The sequence below is a fragment of the Rhodobacteraceae bacterium D3-12 genome (genome assembly GCA_025916135.1).
Taxonomy (GTDB): Bacteria; Pseudomonadota; Alphaproteobacteria; order Rhodobacterales; family Rhodobacteraceae; genus JAKGBX01.
This window is the reverse complement of the sequence record CP104793.1, coordinates 4004570-4020399: the sequence shown is the minus strand read 5'-3', so window position 1 is coordinate 4020399 and position 15830 is coordinate 4004570. Positions and strand designations below refer to the sequence as shown.

Below are 15830 nucleotides of genomic sequence, written 5' to 3'. Positions count from 1 at the left end.
GCGGGAGCGGCTCATTTTTAGGCGCGAAACACCCCTTGCGGCTCATCTCGGGCCATGGCTTTCGCATGGTCGCGGGCCCGGACGGAGGCCGCGCGCAGTGCCGCCGGATCTGACAGCCAAGCGCGCAGCGCATCGGCCACGGCCTCGGGCGCACCGCGCGACACTACGATACCGCCGGGCCGCTGCCCATCGGGTCCGGGCGCGCCAAGCAGTTTCGGAGGATGACCGTGATCGTAACAGACAACGGGCCGCCCGGCGCTCAGCGCTTCAAGCACGCTCATGCCGAAACTTTCGGCCACATGGCTTAGGCTCAGCACGATGTCGGCCTGCAGCAGGGCGTCGCGCGGCGAGGGCGCATACCCCATATGCCGCAGGTTCGCCGGAAGCGGGCCGAGCCGGTTGAGATCGGAGCTTTCCGGCCCGATAAAGCGGAATTCGGCGGCGGGGCCGTTCTGGGCAAGGCGCCGTGCAACCGCCAGCATGTCCTGCACCCCCTTGCGGCGCGTCATGCTTCCGATCAGGGCGACGCGCGGCGGGTTATCGGGCGCAATTGGCAGGTCGAACAACCCCAGATCGGCGCGATTGGGCAGGATCAGACACCGCTCTTGCGGCGCGCCGAGCCAGTCCTTGACCGCCTCGGATGGCACGACGAAGCGGTCGGCTTCTGCCAAAAGCGTGTCGCGCAGGGAGGCCGCACTCTGACCCAGATCGGCACAAAGACGCGGATCGGTCTGCGGTAGCTCATGCACATGCAAAACAGACGGCACCCCGGCCAGACGCGCAGCGCGCAAGGGCGCGTCCAAGACGCAGGTGTTTTGATGCACCTCGACCGCGCCGCTGTCACGAATCAACCGGCTCAGCCTGTTCAGCGTGCGCGCGTCCGGCGCAACCCCGCCAAAGCGCCAGCCATAGGGCAGCACATGCACCGCCGCGCTGCGCTCCAAAAGCGCCGCGAGATAGCCCTCATCCAGCAGGCGCGGCAGCACGACCGTGGGGGTCAACCCGGCCTCAAGGGCGCGATCAAGCGTGCTCAAAAGGCAGCGCTCGGCACCAAACAGGGCAGGGCCTGCTTGATGGCCAAAGACCATGACATGCCGCCCCGGTTTCGCCGCTGGCCGCGCGCCGGTCCAGACGGGCAGGGGGGGCAACCCTGCCGCACGCCCAAGGGACAGGTAATGCTGCGCCGCCTCTTGCGGCGCGATACCCTGCGCCATGGCATAGCCCGAAGTGCTGAAATACGGCCCCGGATCACGGCCCTCAGCGGCCCCTTTGGTTAGGTAATGCTCAAGCCCGTCGGTGTCATGTTCACGCAAATCGGGATAGCTGCGCAGATACCAGTCGTCGTCGTAAATCCCGGCGCTTGCCAGATCATCGCCGATGGCGGCATCGGGATCGCTCGGATCAAGCGCCAGCGCGGCAGGCACGGGAAAGGGCCGCCGTTCGGGCCGGGCAGGAAGCGGCAATGCCGCGGTCCCTGTGCTCTCTTTCCTTTCAGCCCCCTCCGTCACGCTCCGGTGCCATCGGCGGGCCTGCTGCACATAACTGCGCCGCGCCCCGTGGATAAGGCTGTCGATCCGCGTCTCTGTGCTCTGCGTCAATGACGCGGGATGTAGCCGTCCAAAGCCCAGCGGCCTTCTCGGCTGACAGCGCAAGATCGCTGCGGCGCCGAACATCGCCTCGATCCTGTCAAAATACTCGCTATCGGCCCCGGCACGGACCCGATCCCAAAAGCCCAACCGCGTCAGCACCTCGGCGCGGATCATAAGCGAGGACAGATCCGGGTGGACATACCCGTCATCCTGCCACCAGCGGGCAAAGCGCATGTCGGGCGTCGTGCGCACCCAATCCGCAATGCAGGCCACAGCGTCGGGCTGCGTCAGCAACAGCCCGACCTGCTCTGCGATGCGTTGGGGGTGCGCCCAATCGTCGGCGTCCAGAACGCTCAGAAACGCACCGCTCGCGTTTTGCATGCCGATATTGCGTGCCGCATAGGCACCCGGCTCTGCCGCGCCATCCAAAAGCCGAATGCGCGGGTCGCGGGCGGCACAGGAGGCCACCACATTGGCGGTGTCATCCCGCGAGCCATTGTCAACGACAAGAATTTCCAGCGACTGCCAGCTTTGCGCCGTCAGACTGTTCAGAGCCGTGGCAATGGTGGCGGCGGCATCGCGGGCCGGGACAATCACGCTGACCAACGGGCCACCCTGTCCACAGGGGCGCGGTGCCTTTATAGGGCGCAACCGATCAAACGCAGGCTCCGGTTTCGGCTTATGCTCAGAACCGGCCAATGCGACACCGACCAACCCGCCACGTCTGAACACCCGCGCAAGCGGCTTGCCCCATTCTGTCTCTGTCCCACCACGCGCCGCAATCATGTTGGCCTCGGCGAGCGCAATATCCGGCAACGCCCCAAACGCACGCCGCGCCGCAACCAGACAGGCCTGAGCGCGCATAAAAACACGGGCCTCTATCGCCGCCTCAATGCCAAGCAGTACCGGATCGGCCTGACCGCCAAGCCCGATCAGATCGCGACTTGGATCAAGCCCCTCAAGCCAGCCATGCGCCGTCTGCCAATCGCCTTCGCGTGCCGCGATCCGGGCACAGGCAATCGCGGCGTGAATGGCATTCGCCCCGGTCCCGCCGCGTGCCATCTCTTGCAGTTCCGCACCGCCATCTTCCAGCAAACCACGGCGCAGATCCCGTTCACGCCAAACCGCCGGCATCAACGTAGGAAGCCGCCCCTCGCGCCACCCATGCCGTCGATAATGCTGCCACGGATCACGCCCGGACAGGGCAACATCGGGATAGGCGGCAAGATACCAATCGGGGTCAAAATGGCATCGCGCAACAGGCAGGTCGCGAAAAACAACCGCCCTAAACTCCGCGCCGAGTCGAGAAAGTCGAGAGCGCCAGTCTCCTTTACTTCCAAACCTAATAATGCCAGTTAATCTCAAATGATTCCCTTTCTAAAAGCGCATCCTTAAAGTCTGTTACAGTTCATGACCCGTGCCACCAGCCCACGTTTCGCTTTAAGCGCTGATTTGCCGGAAACGATGGCAAAACTACAATCCCGTATTGAGACGCTTTACACCGATAAAACCACGCTCGAACAGGAGCTTCAGCAACTGCGCGCACAGCCGCCGCTGGTTATGATGCGCCCGCCACGGGCGAATGCGCTTGTGCGTCTGGCCATGCGTCTTGTGCCGCGCCTGCGCCGCCGGCGCGACCTGAAAGTGGTGCGCGAATGCGCGTTGTTTGATGCCGACTGGTATCTCAAAACCTATCCCGATGTTGCCAGCGGTGGGGCTGACCCCGCCGAGCATTTCACGACCTTCGCAATTCGCGAGCGGCGCAACCCCGGCCCCCATTTTGACACGGCGCATTATTTGCACCTCTATCCGGACATTGAACAGAATGACATCAATCCACTGGTGCACTACGTGATGGCAGGCAACGCAGAAGGGCGCTCTATTCGCCCCGAAATGCCGCATCTCGGTGGTTAGACCGAATATGGTATCGCAAAGAAGCCCCAAAGATTGGTGTCTGCCACGTCGGATCGCTTATGTGGTCGATCACAGTTTGCCCTACTCAAGCGATGGCTATGCAGTGCGCACCCATGAAATCGCCCGCGCGCTCAAATCCGCAGGCCACGACATTATCGTGTTCAACCGCCCCGGACGCCCGTGGGACATCGAAGGGTTCGACCCGACTGTCAAAGTCAAAACCGAACAGGTGATCGACGGCGTGCGCTATGTTTTCCTGCCGGGGCGCTACCAACCCGGCGTGACCCCGCGCGCGCGCATCCGGATTGCTGAAAACGTACTGGTCGAGGCGTTTGAAACTTATCGCCCCGGCATCGTGCTGGGCGTGTCCAACTGGGAAAACGCCGAGCCGGTTCAATACGCTGCGCGCCGCTGGGGCGTGCCGTTCTTTTACGAGCAACGTGGCTTTTGGGAGATGAGCCGCGCCGCGCTTGAACCGGGCTATGAAGACAGCGAAGATTATAACCGTAACCGCGATAACGACCTGCGCATCGCCAAGGCGGCGCGCGCGGTCTTTACCCTCAACCAGTCCATGCGCGACGAACTGGTGCGCCGCGGCCTGCCCGCTGACAAGATACACCTCGTCCCCAATGGCGTCTCCACACCGGGGCCCATCCCCAAGGGCGTCAGCCGCGCGGACATCGGCTGCTCTTCGCGCTTCCTTCTCGGCTACATCGGCTCGCTCAGCGGCTACGAAGGCAGCTCGGACCTGATCCCGCTGTTAAAGCGCCTGCGGAGCAAAGATATCGACGTCGATCTCGCCATTATCGGGTCAAGCGCGCCCAAGGGGCTGATCGGTTCGGCTTATGAAACGCCAACCGAAACGCGCCTGCACACCGAGGCCAAGGCCGAAGGGCTTGAGAGCCATGTGCATTTCGTGCCGCAGGTCTCGCAAGACAAAATCGGGGCTTACTACGGGCTGCTCGACGCGATGATCATGCCCCGCCACCGCAGCATCGTGACCGAACTGGTCGCGCCGTTGAAACCCTATACAGCCGCCAGCTTTGGCGTGCCGGTTTTCATGACCGACATGCCCCCGCTGGATGAAATCGCGCGCGATATCCACGCCAGCTTGTTCACCCAGGGTGACCTTGACGGTCTGGCTGATATGGTTGCCGATACCTTGCTTCACGGCGGCCACCCGTCGACGATGAATTCGTTGAAATCGTCGATCCACTGGACTCGCCGCGTGGCCCCGATGTCGCGGCTTCTAACGGCGGCAATGCAGGAACATCCCCCAATCGCAGAGATGCTTGATATGGGGGCGGCGGTTGGCCCCTCCGTCGGAACAGAAGCAGCGGCGACGGGCTTTGATGTTCGCATCCTGCCGCAGGTTGCCATGCATTCCGGGCGGGCAAATGAACAGGTCGTCGCGATCGGCCCTGCCACGCATGAAACCGGTGCCAATGTGATCCGCGCAACCCGCTCCAGCTTGCTGGCAAATCTTGCCGTTGGTGCGCCGGGACGGTTCGTCATCGACTGGGCCGGCCTTCAGACCGATCCGCAAGAATGGGCTGGCCTCTGGTCCATCAACACCATGCGGCTTAACCGTCAGATCATGGATGCCTGCCGGATCGCCCGTGATCGCGGCTGGAAGATCGAGGTCTTGGGACCGGTCGCACGCTCGCGCGCGCCGCTCTTTAGAACGGTGGCAGGGCTCGTCGAAGAAATCGAAGCCAGCGCATCATCAGAGCAGACCACCGAAACCGCCGGGGTGCCAGACGCATGAAGGTTGCAATCCTTGCCGAACAGAATTTCAACCTGATCGACGGGTCGACGATCTGGCTGTTGAACGTGTGCAAGCTGTTGGCCAAACAGGACGACCTCGACCTGCTGCTCACCCATACGCTCGAAGACCGGGTTCTGGCACAGGAATTGCCCGACCGGGTGCGCGTGGTTGGGGCTGATGCCCTGCTTGAAAACGCGACGCTGCCCGACACCCAATTGCGCGCCGATACGTTGGAAGACACGCTCGGCGCTTGGGAGCGCTCTACGGGGCGCTATGACCGTATTTTCGTGCGTGGCGCTGATTATCTGGCGGCCCTTCTGGCGCTGCCGGCGTTTCGGGACCGCGTGGTGGTCTATGCTCCAAGCGCGATACCCGATCTGGCCACCCCTGACCCCGAATGGCTGACGCTTGCCCGCGCCGCGTCGCGCCCCGTGGTTATTCAGAGCGAAACCGCCAAACACGCTCTGGAATCGCTCTACGACTACCCCGCCAATCTGGTGCATATCGTGCCGCCTATCGTTTTCGCCGATCCCGACGCCAAGCTCCCGGAAAAATCCGACAATGTGGCATTGTGCTATTCTGGCAAGGTTGATCTGCACTACGGGCTCGACTGGCTGATTGATATCTGTGGTCAAATCGCCCAAGAGCCGGGCCTCGGCGCGATTATGCTGGCGGGTAAAGACACCTACCGCCCGCGCCACCCTGAGTTTTTCAAGCGGATGGACGGGTTCCGCAATTCGGTGCGCGCTGGTGCATTGGAGGGGATTTCCCTACAACAGAACCTGCCTCATGCCGAGGCCAAGGCCGCAATGGCGCAAGCTGATTTCGCCTATTGCCTGCGTCACGACCGCTATGACGATGTGATCGAAATTTCGACCAAGATCGTCGAGTTTTGCACCCTCGGCGTGCCGCCCATCCTGAACGACAATGCGCTCAACCAAAGCTTGTTTGGCGATGATTACCCCTATCTTGTGGACGTAAATCAAGAGGATGTCGGCGACGCTGTGATCGGTTTCATGCGTGGCCGTGACGGGCCGGTCTATCAAGCCGCGCTCACCCGCATTGCTGAAATCGCCCAGCGATTTTCTGCGGATCGGTTGGCTGACGCGCTGGGCCGCGCAATCCGCGGCTGGTCCGCATCGGCCCCCGCCCTGACCCAAACGCCACGGCGTATCCACATCGCCACCCATGAACGCAAATTCCTGCGTCAGTTCATTGACCGGCTCACCGCCGACAGCCAGATCGGGCTCAGCTGGGAGCGTTGGAAAAGCACCGTCAAACCCGAAGGCCACCCGAATGTTCCGGCCGATGCCGATACGGTGTTCTGTGAATGGTGCTGCGAAAATGCGGTCTGGCACAGCAATAACAAACGCGATGACACCACGCTGATCGTCCGGCTGCACCGTTTCGAGGCGTTTCAGGACTTTCCAACGCGGGTAAACTGGGATGCCGTTGATGCGCTGATCGTCGTATCAAACTGGTTCCGCGACCTGATGATTGACAAGCACGGCGTCGATCCGGACCGCATCCATGTTATCCCGCAATATATCGACTGGCACGCGCTGCAACGCCCCAAATTGCCCGAAGCACAATTCACCCTCGGTCTCGTCGGGATCAATCCCTTCGAGCATAAACGCTTCGACCGCGCGATTGATTTCTTCAAAGCCCTGCGCAACAAAGACCCTCGCTTTCAACTGGCTGTGCGTAGCGCGATGCCGTGGGAAATCGAATGGGTCTGGAACCGCGGCGACGAAAGCCGCGCAAAATTCGAAGCCCTTTTTGCCCGCATCTTTGACGACCCGGACCTGTCTGACGCGATCCGCTTCGATCCCGCCGGTATCGACATGGAAGAATGGTATCGCGGCATCGGCACGATCCTGTCCAGCTCGGACAGCGAAGGCTGCCACACCTCGGTGATCGAGGGCATGGCCTCGGGCGCGTTGCCGGTGGTCTATGACTGGCCCGGCGCGCAGTCGCTGTTCTCTCCTTATGTTTTCGAGGAAATGACCGACGCCATCCCGTCGGTGATCGGCTTTGCCGAAGCGCCCGATCTGGAAGAGCTGCGGTGCGCCCTCACCAAAAGCGTGCGCCGCCACGACGTCGAAGATTTTACCCGTAAATTCCTGGACCTTTGAACCACGGACCTTTGAGAAGGACTTACCATGTCAGAAACCAAAATTACCTATCAAGAGGTCGAGCGGAAACGCCAAGCATTCTCCGTCGCCTTGCGGGAGTTTCACGCCGCCAAGGGTCGCTATCACCACCGGGCGCCGGACCTTCCGCAAGCCAAGGTCGAAGGTTGCGAGGTTCTGGCCAATCGCTATGTGCTGCTCGATAAGGTCGCCAAAGGTGGTGTTATGGCCGAAATCGGCGTCGATCGTGGTGATTTCTCGCTCGAAATTATGACCCGCTGCAAACCCGAAAAACTGCATTTGTTTGACATCGACATTTCGCGACTGGTTAATCCCGAAGTCCGCGCCGAACTGGCCTCGGATTCCGAACGTCTCAAAACACATATTGGCGACAGCTCCAGCCATATGTCGCGCATGCCCGACAATTATTTCGATATGGTCTATATTGATGGCGACCACGAATACGAAGGCGTTGTCAAAGATATCGAAGCCACCCTTCCCAAAATGAAGCCCGGCGGCGCGATCATTTTCAACGACTACAACGTCTGGTCCGCTACCAGCATGTTCCACTGTGGCGTCGCGCGCGCTGTGCATGAATTCTGCCTGAACCACCCGTGGAAGTTCCGTTATCTCGCGCTTCAGTCGATGATGTATAACGATGTGATGCTGGTGAAGGAATAACCCCCCTTACAGCATCACCCATTCCCTTGCGTCCCTGACCGATGATTCGGTCAGGGCATATATCCTGGCGTCAATGAACCGGCGCCCTGTCCGCGTGGAAAAACCCGTGGCTGACCCAAAAAATAAACCATTAGAATACTTGTCAAAAAAGTTTAACGATTAAAGAGCGATGCTAAACCACCTCTGATTTTTTGACTTTTTCCAACTTATATCTAATCATTTTAAATCGAGGTGCTTTCTGTGTTTGATGTTTAAAAAAGGATTTTACTATGCCCGATGATTTTTCAAACAATTTGTCTACCACAGGTGTCTTAAACGTAGGAGAGTACACCTACGCCAACATTGATTCACCGGGCGATCAGGATTGGTTCGCCGTGACTCTGACCGCCGGAACCACCTATCGAGTTGATGTCGAAAGCTATTCGTGGCGGACGCATGATGATCCGCATCTCGGCGGGATCTACGATAGCGCGGGCACGTTGATCGCCGGTACGACAAACTACCACGGGGGAGAGGGGAATGACGCGCGCACCTATTTCACCCCAACTCTTGATGGAACATATTATGTCTCGGCTGGCGTTGCGTCAGGAGTAAACGATCGCTATTCTCAAAACGGCTATAGCGTCCGCATTACCGACAACTGGGACGATTACGCCGACGATACATCAACGACGGGAATGATCGTCAGTTCGAGCTTCCGCTACGACGCCTACTCCGGCGCTGGCCAAAGCGACTGGCAAGGCGACCGTGATTGGTTCGCGATCACGCTCGAGGCGGGGCAGACCTATTCCGTTCTGGTGAATGGTGATTCGGTCTATAATGGGTCGGGTTATGACAATGCCGATGGCTATATCTACGGCATCTATGATTCGACGGGTGCGTATCTTCCAGGCACGCGCGACGACGATAGCGGCACAGGTGTTGGCGCTTGGACGGAATTCACCGCGACCACCGCAGGCACCTATTACGTCGCCGCCGGCCTCGCGCCCGATAGCACTGAAACAACAGGCTATCAGGTGGCAATCTTCGAAGACGACTATACCCAGAACACCGAAACCACCGGCAGGCTGACCGTCGGCGGCACCGCCGGAGGCACCTTCCTTCACGATACTGACAGAGACTGGTTCGCAATCGATCTCGAAGCCGGTGTCGATTACACCTTTGTTATGACGTCTGACAGTTGGTATGGGCTCTGGCCCGGCATCCACTCGGTCCGCGATGCCTCGGGCGCGCGCTTTGCCAATACCTCTGTTGCGACCTCTCTTGGGGACAAGGGCGCCATTGTCGATTTTACCGCCCCGAAGACGGCACCTATTTCCTCGATGTTAACGCCACCTACAAATATTCTGGGATAAAACGCGACTATACGATCAAAGCCGTGGCTAACGATCTGGCCGGTGATCTCACCATCAAGGGCCAGATTGATGTTGGCGGCACCCTGCGCAGCAGCATCGACTATGACGGCGATGCCGATTGGGTGGCCGTCGATTTTGTTGCCGGCGCGACCTACCGCATCACCATGGACGGGACGAGCGGCACAGGATCCCTTGCTTACGCGCTGATCCACTCGATCCGCGACAGTGATGGTGCGCATATCGCCGGCTCTTCCAACGCGGGCGGCCTCAATGGCACTGCCGAAACGTGGTTCACCGCAACCGAAACGGGCACCCACTATATCGACGCGCGCGCCACCTATAACAGCGGCTCGACCTATAATCTGCGCGTGACCGAAATGACCGACGACATCGGCTCTGATGCCTCAAGCGCCGCCGCCCTCGCCGTTGGCGGTCGTGCGACCGGCTCGATCGACACGCTCACCGACACCGATTGGTTCGCCGCCACGCTCGAAGCGGGCGAAACCTACCGCGTCAAGGTGCTGGGAAGCGAAAGCGAAGACGGCACCCTCGCGCGGCCCATGCTGGCGGGGATTTTTGAACCCGATGGGGATCTCGTGCCCTATACGGTGCAGGCCGCCACCGGTGAGGGGCTCAACACCGATTGGCTCTATACCGCGACCGAAAGCGGCGTGTTCCACTTCGCCGCGGGCGGTCACCTGCACCATCGCGGCACCTATGCGATCGAACTCAACCAGGCGCTGACACTGCGCGGCAGCGAAGGCGCCGATTGGCTCACCGTGCCAGAGGGGGCCGACCTGATCAGCGTCGACGGCGGCACCGGTCGTGACATGCTGTCTTTCGTCAACCTGCCGGGCGCTCAGGGGCACGGGGTCGGCGTTGATCTCGACGCCAACACCGCCACGCTCTTTGCCGCCTCCCGCACAATTGACCTTGTCTCGATTGAGGACGCAACCGGCACGGGCTATGCCGATATCTTCCTCGGCTCCGACCGGGCCGAGATCTTCCGCGGCCTAGGTGGGGATGACCTGTTCTACGGCTCCGACGGTGGTGCTGATGTCTATCAGGGCGGCGACGGCAGCGACACGCTCAGCTATGAGTCTTCGCACGCCGCCGTTAGCGTCTCACTCCTGAAAGGCACCGGCTGGATGGGCGACGCCCGCAAGGACGTGATCTCCGACATCGAGAATCTGATCGGCACGGCCCATGATGACTTCATCTGGGGCGACAATAGCGACAACCGTCTCGAAGGCGGCCTCGGCGACGATACGATCGTCGGCAACGGCGGCGATGATGTCATCCTCGCGGGAGAGGGCCACGACACGATCATCTTCACGGGCAACCGCGCCGACTACAATGTGGTTCAGGATGGCACCCGCACCGAGGTGACACATCTGGCCGACGGCGTGGATGGCCATGACATCATCGACAACGCCGAAGTGCTGCGCTTCACCGATGGCGACATGATGCTCGGTGACATCGTCTAACGGGGTCTCTCACGCGGCGGCACCTGTCGCCGCGTGACGGGCTGTCAGCCCAAGGCGACAAGGCGATGTTTTCGCCCAAGGCCGCGGCTCAACGTGCGTCCCTACGGCTCAGGCTTCGGCAACCACGTCACAGATCGACTTGATGATCTGGCGCAATTGCGCCTCGTCATAGGCTTCGCCCATAACCCGGATCAACGGCTCGGTGCCGGACTTGCGCACCAGCAACCGGCCGCTATCGCCCAGCTCATCCTTGCCCTTGGCAATCGCCGCCTGAACCGCTTCGCTCTCAAGCGGCGTCTTGCCCGCTTCGAACCGCACATTCTCAAGGATCTGCGGCACCGGCTCGAACACCTGCGTCAGCTTGCTCGCCTTGTCACCGCTGTCCTTCAGCATCGCCAGAACCTGAAGCCCGGCAACAAGCCCGTCACCCGTGGTCGCATGATCCGTCATCACGATATGACCCGACTGCTCCCCCCAAGGTTATAGCCGTGGTCGCGCATCTCGCGCACGACATAGCGGTCGCCAATATCGGTCCGCTTAAGGGTGATACCCTGTCCCGCCAGATGGGTCTCAAGCCCAAGGTTGGACATCGCGGTCGCCACCAGAGTGTTCTTGTTCAGCCGCCCGCTCTTGGCCCAATTCGACGCCAAAAGCGCCATGATCTGATCGCCATCAATGATCGACCCTGTCTCGTCCAACATGATGATCCGGTCCGCATCCCCGTCCAGACAAATCCCGATATCGGCCCCGGTTTCGCGTACCATCTCGGCGGCGGCATGAGGCTGGGTCGAGCCGCATTTGTCGTTGATGTTATAGCCGTTGGGCGACACGCCAAGGGTCAGAACCTCGGCGCCAAGCTCCCAAAGCACCTCGGGCGCGGCCTTGTAAGCAGCACCATTCGCGCAATCAAGCACGACCTTCAAACCGTTCAACCGAATACGGTCCGGCACGGTCGTTTTAGCATATTCAACATAGCGCGCCGCTGAATCATTCAGGCGGGTCACCCGCCCCACATGATCCTGCGCGTCGATGTAATCGCCACTGTCATAGAGCGCCTCAAGCGCCAGCTCGACCTCATCAGAAAGCTTGAAGCCTTCGGGTCCGAAAAACTTGATGCCATTGTCGTGGAACGGATTGTGGCTGGCCGAAATCATAACCCCCAGATCGGCCCGCATCGAATGCGTCAACAGCCCCACCGCTGGCGTCGGCAGCGGCCCCAAGGCAAACACATCCATTCCGGCCGACGTCAGCCCCGCAGTCAGCGCGTTCTCAAGCATGTAACACGAGCGGCGGGTGTCCTTGCCGATAACAACGCGGCGAGTCTCGGCTGTGGCATTGAAATAAGTCCCAAGCGCGGCGCCGAAATTCACCATGAAATTGGCGGTCATCGCGCCAGTATTAACGCGGCCACGAATGCCATCGGTTCCAAAGTACTTGCGTGTCATGACACCCCCCTTAACAAATTGATATTATAACTGCTTATACCCTAGCCGCATACTTGTGAGCGCCTAAAATTTCAACCGTGAGACCCTGACTTGACAGCATTACGCTGCCTCCCCCTAAAACTGTGGGTGAAATGCCGCTCCAAACCCGATACGCCACGCCACCCGCGCCGCGCCAATGTTGCTTAAACGTGCGGCGTGTCGCTTGTCACTGGCAGATTGAAAACCCGGCTTGGGTGCAATTCACCGGCCTTGAACACCCCAACAGCGACCGCCTGACCCGCAAGCGAGGCCCAGCACTCATCGCCGTATTCAACGTCATTCGCGATCACCATACCGGGGTTGCCGTTGCGCAGCTTCACCGCCGCTGCCGGGGTCGTCGCCACTTCTGGCAGATCGACAAGACCTTCCTCCAACGGGCGCAAAAACGTGTCTAACTCAGGCTTTTTTGCCAATGCGTCGATCTGATCAAGCGTCACCCCGTCCTCGGCATCAAACGGCCCTGACCATTCCCGGCGGAGCCAGCTCACATGCGCATAACAGCCCAGCTTCTCCCCCAGATCACGTGCAACCGATCGCACATAGCCACCCTTGCCACAGGTCATTTCCAGAATAACGGTGTCTGCATCTGGCCGATCCGCCAGCAGGATTTCCTCAACCCAAAGCGGGCGCGCCGCGATCTCGACATCTTCACCGGCACGGGCCAGCTTATAGGCCCGCTCACCGTCGATTTTCACGGCTGAAAACTTCGGCGGCACCTGCATGATATCACCCAGAAAATCACCCAGAACGGCTTTGATCTCATCATCACTGGGGCGCGCGTCGGATTGCGCGATCACTTCGCCGTCGGCATCGTCGGTATTGGTCGCCGCGCCCAAACGCACCGCAAATTTATAGGCCTTGAGCGCATCGGTGATAAACGGCACGGTCTTTGTCGCCTCGCCAAGAGCGACGGCCAGAACGCCGGTCGCTTCGGGGTCAAGCGTCCCTGCATGGCCCGCTTTCTTGGCGTCAAACGCCCAACGCACCTTGTTCACCACCGCGGTCGAGGTCAGCCCGGCAGGTTTGTCCACCACCAGCCAACCGGAAATATCGCGACCCTTTTTCTTGCGTGCCATGACGTAGCCTTTTCGTGAAAACGGCGAAGTATCGCAGGTGGGTTTGCCCGTCAATCCTACCGGTCAATCCAACCAGTCAATCCAACCGGTCGATCCCACCCAAATCAGTCTCTATTTCGGCGCAACAACGCCGACAATCGGTCCCAACGCAAACCCCGCATCCGAACGGCCAAGCGTTGGCGCATAAAGCCGCGAAACATTGCCATCAAAATAAAGCGCCTGCGGCAGTTTCAGCACATCACGAAACAGCCGCCCGAATTCGTGAAACGTCACCGCGTTCGACGAAATCGCGAAAATCGCCAGCGTCCCGTCCGATGTGGTGCCAACCCCGTTACGCACATAACGGCTGGTGCTGTCGGGCAAGAAACGCGGATGCAGCTTGTCATCAATCACCAGCATCGGCCCGGACTGTGTGGCGAAACGGCAATTGGGGCTCTGCCGCTTGAACCGTTTGGTTTCGATCACATCGACACGGCCATCGCGGATACAAAACACCCCATTGGGAAGCAGCCCGAAATTCCCCGGCCCATCTGAGGTGATCAACCTCTGCTCAACCACGCCATTCTCGCTGTAATGGCCGACCGGCGCACGGTCCTTGTGATACATCCCGGCATTCATCGCAAAAGCAAGCCGCTTGCCCTCGGCCTTCAATGTGCTGTCAATCGTGCCAAAATGCCCATAGTTAGAGCCGCTTTTGTCCTTGAGAAACAACCGCAGATCATCCTGCGCCATATCAACGGTGCAAATGGAATACCGGTTGCCCTCATGGCTCAGATTGCGGCACTCCACGGCGCCGGCACCACTGGCCCAAAGCAGGGCAATCCCGAACAGCGCAAGCCTAATCTTCGACATCACGACGCACATCGTCCTGCCCAAACAACCGGCGGGTTTCGTCCATCTGATCATACGTCTCATCCAGCCGAAAGCGAAGGTCGGGCGTGTATTTCAGCCCCAGCGACTTGCCCATCATCCGGCGCAGCTCTCCGCGGTTACGCGACAAAAGCTTGAGCACATCCTCTTTGCCCTCGCCCCCCAAAGGCAAGACATAGGCCGTCGCGATCTTGAGATCGGGCGACGTGCGCACCTCGCCCACGGTGATCGACATGCGGTTCAGCTCGGGGTCATGCACGTCGCCACGCGCCAGCACCTCTGCCAACCTGCGCCGGATCAACTCGCCCACGCGAAGCTGTCGTTGTGAGGGGCCGGGCCCGTCATGAAACTTGTTCTTTGCCATGCCCTGCACTTAAGGCCTCGGCGCCCCTTTGCCAAGCACGGGTTGCTGCGATAATGAGGGCGGGAAACAGCGAATACGAGGGAATGACATGTCCGACCTGCCGGGAATCGTGGTCACAGGCGTCTCAGGGCGCATGGGGCAAATGCTGGTCAAAGGCGTTCTGGCCTCGGACAAGGTCCGCCTTGTCGGCGCGATTGAACGCGAGGGCCATGACTGGATCGGTCGCGACGTCGGCAAAGCCATGGGGCGCGACAGCATCGGCGTCACTGTCGATTCCGACCCGTTGGAAAGCTTTGCACGCGCCCATGCGGTGATTGATTTCACCGCGCCCAAGGCCACGCTCGACTTTGCGGCGTTGGCGGCACAGGCGCGGATCGTGCATGTTATCGGCACCACAGGCATGAGCGATGATGAAATCGCGGCACTTGAACCCGCGTCGCGTCATGCGGTGATCGTGCGGGCTGGCAACATGAGCCTCGGGGTCAACCTGCTGACCCGTCTCACCGCTAAAGTGGCCGAAGCCCTAGATGACGACTACGACATCGAAGTGATCGAGGCGCACCATAACCAAAAGGTCGACGCCCCCTCAGGCACCGCCCTGATGCTGGGCCAAGCCGCAGCAGATGGGCGCGGCGTGGCGCTGAATGATGTGGGTGACCGGGGCCGCGACGGCATCACCGGTGCGCGCAAAAAGGGCGACATCGGCTTTACCGCGATTCGCGGGGGCGACATTGTCGGTGAACATGACGTGATGTTCGCCGCAGCAGGCGAGCGGATTATCCTGCGCCACATCGCCACCGACCGCTCGGTATTCGTGCGCGGCGCGCTCAAGGCCGCCCTCTGGGGACAGGGCAAATCGCCCGGCCAATACGATATGTTTGACGTCTTGGGGCTCTGAAAACTGCGCCCCGGATCAAGACCGGGACAGCTTCAGAAATCTATCGCGATGCCCTTCTTTTCCCAGTCGCCATAGCGCGCCGGGTCCAGCCCGTCGCGCCCGCCCAATTCCTTGGGCTGCGCCTCGGCCTCTGCTTTGGCCAGCATGCGGCGCTCCTCGGCTTCTTGCAAAGCACGGATCGCGGCGGGGGGAAGGTCTTTCTTATCGCTCAT

General features: G+C 60.4%; 12 protein-coding genes and 1 pseudogene. 7 read left to right on the top strand and 6 right to left on the bottom strand.

The window, feature by feature from the left end:
- Positions 1-17: 17 nt before the first annotated feature.
- Positions 18-2723 carry a glycosyltransferase gene (locus tag N4R57_19815; protein UYV37175.1) on the bottom strand — a complete coding sequence of 902 codons (2706 nt, stop codon included), beginning with the start codon at positions 2721-2723 and terminating at the stop codon, positions 18-20.
- A 330-nt stretch (positions 2724-3053) separates the two neighbouring features.
- Between N4R57_19815 and N4R57_19810 the strand changes: the two genes are divergently transcribed.
- The 6 genes from N4R57_19810 (at position 3054) to N4R57_19785 (ending at position 10926) form a co-directional block, all read left to right on the top strand.
- Positions 3054-3503, top strand: coding sequence for a hypothetical protein (locus N4R57_19810; protein ID UYV37174.1), 450 nt, complete (start codon positions 3054-3056; stop codon positions 3501-3503).
- A 61-nt stretch (positions 3504-3564) separates the two neighbouring features.
- On the top strand, positions 3565-5271 hold the full coding sequence (locus N4R57_19805; protein ID UYV37173.1) for a glycosyltransferase: 1707 nt from the start codon (positions 3565-3567) through the stop codon (positions 5269-5271).
- A complete protein-coding gene (locus tag N4R57_19800; GenBank protein ID UYV37172.1) occupies positions 5268-7406 on the top strand; it encodes a hypothetical protein in 2139 nt (712 codons plus the stop codon). Before N4R57_19805 ends, N4R57_19800 begins: the two co-directional genes overlap by 4 nt.
- A gap of 27 nt (positions 7407-7433) precedes the next feature.
- Positions 7434-8084 carry a class I SAM-dependent methyltransferase gene (locus tag N4R57_19795; protein ID UYV37171.1) on the top strand — a complete coding sequence of 217 codons (651 nt, stop codon included), beginning with the start codon at positions 7434-7436 and terminating at the stop codon, positions 8082-8084.
- Between the two features lie 374 nt (positions 8085-8458).
- Positions 8459-9439: a hypothetical protein gene (locus N4R57_19790; protein UYV37170.1), complete on the top strand. Its 981-nt coding sequence runs from the start codon at positions 8459-8461 to the stop codon at positions 9437-9439.
- A gap of 23 nt (positions 9440-9462) precedes the next feature.
- Positions 9463-10926: a hypothetical protein gene (locus N4R57_19785; GenBank protein ID UYV37169.1), complete on the top strand. Its 1464-nt coding sequence runs from the start codon at positions 9463-9465 to the stop codon at positions 10924-10926.
- Positions 10927-11034: 108 nt separating this feature from the next.
- Here the strand turns inward: N4R57_19785 and glmM are convergent.
- The 4 genes and pseudogenes from glmM to rbfA all read right to left on the bottom strand — a co-directional run bounded on the left by glmM (position 11035) and on the right by rbfA (position 14720).
- Positions 11035-12371: pseudogene (glmM, locus tag N4R57_19780) on the bottom strand (phosphoglucosamine mutase).
- Positions 12372-12553: 182 nt separating this feature from the next.
- Positions 12554-13486: a tRNA pseudouridine(55) synthase TruB gene (gene truB / locus N4R57_19775; protein UYV37168.1), complete on the bottom strand. Its 933-nt coding sequence runs from the start codon at positions 13484-13486 to the stop codon at positions 12554-12556.
- Positions 13487-13597: 111 nt separating this feature from the next.
- Positions 13598-14338, bottom strand: coding sequence for a phosphodiester glycosidase family protein (locus tag N4R57_19770; protein ID UYV37167.1), 741 nt, complete (start codon positions 14336-14338; stop codon positions 13598-13600).
- Entirely contained in the window at positions 14325-14720 is a 396-nt protein-coding gene (gene rbfA / locus N4R57_19765) for a 30S ribosome-binding factor RbfA (GenBank protein ID UYV37166.1), read from the bottom strand. Before rbfA ends, N4R57_19770 begins: the two co-directional genes overlap by 14 nt.
- 88 nt (positions 14721-14808) lie before the next feature.
- Between rbfA and dapB the strand changes: the two genes are divergently transcribed.
- Positions 14809-15618 (top strand): 4-hydroxy-tetrahydrodipicolinate reductase, encoded by an 810-nt coding sequence (gene dapB, locus N4R57_19760; protein UYV37165.1) that lies wholly within the window; start codon positions 14809-14811, stop codon positions 15616-15618.
- Between the two features lie 32 nt (positions 15619-15650).
- Here dapB and N4R57_19755 read toward each other — a convergent pair whose 3' ends face one another.
- Complete coding sequence (locus tag N4R57_19755; GenBank protein ID UYV37164.1) at positions 15651-15830, bottom strand: DUF1674 domain-containing protein; 180 nt, start codon at positions 15828-15830, stop codon at positions 15651-15653.